The sequence below is a fragment of the Herbivorax alkaliphila genome (genome assembly GCF_030848475.1).
Classification (GTDB): domain Bacteria; phylum Bacillota; class Clostridia; order Acetivibrionales; family Acetivibrionaceae; genus Herbivorax.
In genome coordinates this window covers 1-4694 of sequence record NZ_JAVDDS010000093.1, presented here as the reverse complement: position 1 = coordinate 4694, position 4694 = coordinate 1, and the positions used below count along the sequence as shown (strand labels likewise).

The window sequence follows — 4694 nt, the reverse complement described above, 5'->3', positions numbered from 1 at the left end:
ATATGAGTACGATAAGGTAGTGCTTGAGGTAGTGATAAAACCAGGTCAGGATGATAAGTTGAATAGAAACCTTTATGGCACTAACTTGCTTATGAGACAAGCTGATGGACTAACTTTATACTACATGTATAACGGTCATGCTGATGTAACAGCTTTGATTGATACTAATGGAGTAGTAAGAGCTACATATTACTATGATGCATTTGGTAATGTGATGGATGAACAATACTTTACTGCAAGTGGAAATCCTACATCAACACCAATAAATAACAGTATTATGTATGCTGGTTATCAGTATGACAGGGAAACAGGTCTATATTACCTTAATGCTAGAATGTATGATCCAGCAATAGCAAGATTCCTACAAGAGGACACATACAGGGGTGACCCCAATGATCCGTTAACATTAAACTTATATGCATATACAGCCAATAATCCTATTACATACTGGGATCCTACGGGACATAGTTACATAGAAATTGGTCCTTTATATTTAGCAAATCCAATTAAAGGATTTAGAATATTGTCTAATTCCGAAGAAAGAGAAAAAGCGTATGCCCTAATTGAGGAACATGGAGATTTAGGTTTTGTTGGGAAGCGCGTATATTCTTTGGCAGCTGGATATGGTGAATTTTCAGTAGGTATGATTGAATTTGGCATGGATATACTCGATGCTGGACATGATAATCATCGTAGTTTTATGCTTTCGACCGATAGGCAATTAGGTTATATAGATGATGATTTATATGAAATGAAGATGAGGGAAATTGAGAAGAAGTTTGAGCGTAGAAGAGAAATGTTGAAAAATGCTCCTAAAGAAATATATCATGGAATTACTGAAAGCGCTGGCAATGTATTTAATAAGGAAAACGCATATAATTTCTTTATTAATCCAGATACTCCATTTGATGAGCTTGTTGACTACAGCAGAGACACTACAAGAACAGCCTTAGCTGTATATAGTGGAGGAAAGTTACTAAAATCAGGACATGACTTTATAAAAGGTATCAGCATTGAAACCACTCCATCTGCTGTGACTCCTTTTGGAGAAGTACTACCAACAGTACCAAGTATAGCTATAGATGCAGGACTAGGAAATTTTGTAGAATCATTAGGATTTTTTGGAGGAGTACATTTTGCTACAAATAATAATATTGGTGGTAACCATTGGAGCAAAATAAAATCAGAAAATCTTGATTGGACTAACCATGGGTATAAGCACTTTCCTCAAAAAAATATGAGATGGAAAGAAGTAGTTAGGTCAACAAAAAAAGGACCTGCGAAGTATAAGCATGAAATTAAAATAGAGCAATTTGAAAGAATGGCATGGGACAATGGAATACCAGTGACAAGTGGGAAAACATGGAAGGTGTATAAGGCGGATCATATTGTTGGTGCTAAACAAGGTATAGAAACTCCATATATTAGGGTTGAATTAAGTTCAAATACTATACATGGTCATCCTATAACACCACAAGAGTTTTTGGATTTAGTCAGATAAAATGCTATTATAAGGAGATAGGTAAATGTTTGAAAACTTAGATTTTACACCTGGTAAGGTGGTTTATAATGATTTTGATATTAATCATGAAATACCTTTAAGTGAACAAATATATTCGCTAAAAGAAGATCTGTTTCAAGTAAATTATAATAACAAATATGTTATAGACATTGGATGGTATCCAGAGTTTAAAACAATTGGAGAATTTAATATTGTTATTATTAAAGATTTTGATTGGGAAAATCCAATAGAAAAAAAAACCTGTAAGGATATAAAAACTTTAAAGCTATACTTGCAGGATTTCAGATTAAAAGTTAAAAATCTAATTGATTATAAAAAAACAAAATTATAGGTATCGGCATGGTTGAAAAGTGAGGATTTTAGTGTTGTGCCTTGCAAAAATTTAATCTGGCTAAAATATAAAACAATATTAACAAGTGACTTGAAAAACAAATACAAAGCCGGAAGTCCTTCTAAAGGGCATTCCGGCTCTTAATTTTCTCAAAATAAATTTTTGTGCCATTTAAAATTCTGGTGGGTTTTGAAGTGCGGACTTATGTAAATTTAAGGTTGTGAGATACAAAAATTTAATCAGACAAACACACATTAATATTAAATCACTATTTGATTAATAATACTATGATTTTTTACATAAAAGGAGATTTTTTTATGAATTTAGGTGAAATATTAACTACCCCAATTATAACTGCTTCATTAATAACTGGAATTGTAGCTTTTACAGCTGCAATAATTCAATTTATTATCTTTTCTATTAAACATAATTATGATAAAAAATCTAATTTTGAGCAAGTTTTAAAAGAAAAGCTTGAAAAAATTTATTCTCCATTAACATTACATTTTAATAAATCATTTAACCAAGACAAATTTATAAATGACGAAGCTATGGAACTAATTTTAAAGTACGGACATTTACTATCAAAAGAACTGACTAGAGATATATTTGATATAATTAATATAGAACAAAATAACCTTAACATTAGTAAACATAAAGATGAAGAAAAAGAATATAAAAATTTAAGAAATAACATATTAGAGCAAATCAACAAAGAGTTTGAAGATTTACAAGAAAAATATAGCAAAAACTTCTTTGAATACAAGATGAACTTTTTGTTACCCTGGTATATTAAATCAGTAACAATAATTAAAAAAGTTTGTATTTATATAACAGTTATGTTTTACTTGATATTAGCAGTAATTTTATTAATTGTAAACGTCACACCTAATCCTCCAATAATAAAAAACCCTTTTCTAAATACTTTTTTACCAATTTGGATGCTTATTGTAATGCTTACAAGTTTACTTAGTTTGATTTATGTGTTTGATGTAATATTCTCAGTACTTAAAAAAAACAAACGTTCTTATATGGATTTTGAAAAAGTTTCTAGTACAGGTACTTATAAATGTCGAATATGCAACAAAAATAAAGTAAAGTTTATTAAAGGAGATAGATTCCAGCCGTGTAATCAACATAGTTTTTGGCAAAAATTAAAAAGCATTTTAAAACTATATTCATGGATTATTGATACAGAAAACGAGTCCGAACAAAACAATATTATTTTGTCAGGAAAAGACATACATTCTAGTTAGTATAACTTGACTTTTAGATCTATTTTTGACCACAATGAATTTTTGTTAAATGAATCAGATAATTATTCATCTTGAAATTTATTTTCAGTATGTTATAATTAAAGAACAAATGTTCTGTATTGGTAAGGTGAAAGTTATGAAGTATCTAGGAAAATTAAAATTACAGCCCGAGAGCTTTATGTTAGAGTCAAAAACTATGTGGAGTTTTCCCACTAGAGGTTCTTGGGCAACACATAAAGGTTTTTATTCAGGTAATTGGAGTCCATATATACCAAGAAACATTATTATACGGTACTCTAAAGAAGGAGATATTATACTAGACCAGTTTCTTGGAAGCGGTACAACTTTAATTGAATGTAAACTTTTAAATAGAAATGGTGTTGGTATTGACATTAACCCAAAATCTATAAAAATTGCAAAAGATAAATTAAATTTTGATTTTAAAAGTTCTTGTTCTCATGATATTTTAGAAGGTGATGCAAAAAATTTAAGTTTGATACAAAGTAATAGTATTGATCTTATTTGTACACACCCTCCATATGCAAACATTATTAAGTATAGTGAAAATATAAGAGAAGATTTATCTCAATATGATATAGTTGAGTTTTTAGTTCATATGGGCAGGGTTGCCAATGAATCTTATAGGGTTTTAAAGCAAAATAAATTTTGTGCAATTATGATTGGAGACATAAGAAAAAATAAAAATATTCAACCTTTAGGTTTTAATGTTATGCAAACTTTTATTAATGTAGGATTTACACTTAAGGAAATAATTATTAAAGAGCAACACAATTGCACATCTAATAAGTATTGGTCTAAAAGAAGAAATTTGGACTTTTTATTAATATCACACGAATATCTTTTTATTTTTTATAAATCCTAAAATTTAAGTATTTATTAGTTTATTAGTTATTTTATGATCTTATTATTTTTCTAACTTGCAAGTTCTAATTGATTTTGGTAGAATGTAGAAGAGAAATTACATTCTTTAAATTTAGGAGAACTTATTTATGACAACAAATTTGATACCAGAAGATATAAATGATTTATTTGAGATACATGAATGGAGACATGCTTGTGCTATTTTAAAAGGAGCTTTTCCAGAAGAATGGAATGAAATAATCAATGTCTTGCGTAATTTTAGGTTAAATGCATCTGATATTGTCCAGCCTGGCGGAAGAAAATCTCCTATATCTAAAAAATTAGATGAACAGTTTTATAATTTAGGTTGGACGGAAAAATCATTTGATACCAAAATTGTTGTTGATGGAAATGAAAGAAGTTCACCAACTCATAATGTAGATTGCTTTAAAAATATGGTTGCATTAGAAATTGAATGGAATAACAAAGATCCTTTTTATGACAGAGATCTTAATAATTTTAGACTTTTATTTGAACTTCATGTCATAAGTGTTGGTATTATTATAACAAGATGCGATGAGCTACAGGAAATTTTTAATAGTTTAGGAAAAGGAAATTCCTATGGTGCTTCTACAACACACATGAGCAAATTGCTTCCAAGAATTCAAGGTGGTGGGGGTGGAGGATGCCCCATTATAGTATTTGGGATATCCTCCAATTTATA

Annotated in this window: 5 protein-coding genes; all 5 read left to right on the top strand. The window is 29.3% G+C overall.

The annotated features are described in order from the left end of the window. A partial coding sequence (locus RBH29_RS17105) for an RHS repeat domain-containing protein (RefSeq protein ID WP_306698220.1) occupies positions 1 to 1501 on the top strand: 1501 nt, incomplete at its 5' end. Positions 1502 to 1526: 25 nt separating this feature from the next. After that, the gene (locus tag RBH29_RS17100; protein ID WP_306698219.1) at positions 1527 to 1853 is read left to right on the top strand and encodes a hypothetical protein; all 327 of its coding nucleotides are present in this window, start codon (positions 1527 to 1529) and stop codon (positions 1851 to 1853) included. Between the two features lie 317 nt (positions 1854 to 2170). Further along, positions 2171 to 3109 (top strand): hypothetical protein, encoded by a 939-nt coding sequence (locus RBH29_RS17095; protein WP_306698218.1) that lies wholly within the window; start codon positions 2171 to 2173, stop codon positions 3107 to 3109. Positions 3110 to 3245: 136 nt separating this feature from the next. Continuing rightward, entirely contained in the window at positions 3246 to 3992 is a 747-nt protein-coding gene (locus RBH29_RS17090) for a TRM11 family SAM-dependent methyltransferase (protein WP_306698217.1), read from the top strand. 127 nt (positions 3993 to 4119) lie between these two features. Next, positions 4120 to 4694: BglII/BstYI family type II restriction endonuclease (locus RBH29_RS17085; RefSeq protein WP_306698216.1), on the top strand; the 575-nt coding region annotated here is incomplete at its 3' end.

Coding starts and splice junctions, on each gene's coding strand:
- RBH29_RS17100 (WP_306698219.1), top strand. CDS start 1,527: ATGTTTGAAAACTTAGATTTTACACCTGGTAAGGTGGTTTATAATGAT.
- RBH29_RS17095 (WP_306698218.1), top strand. CDS start 2,171: ATGAATTTAGGTGAAATATTAACTACCCCAATTATAACTGCTTCATTA.
- RBH29_RS17090 (WP_306698217.1), top strand. CDS start 3,246: ATGAAGTATCTAGGAAAATTAAAATTACAGCCCGAGAGCTTTATGTTA.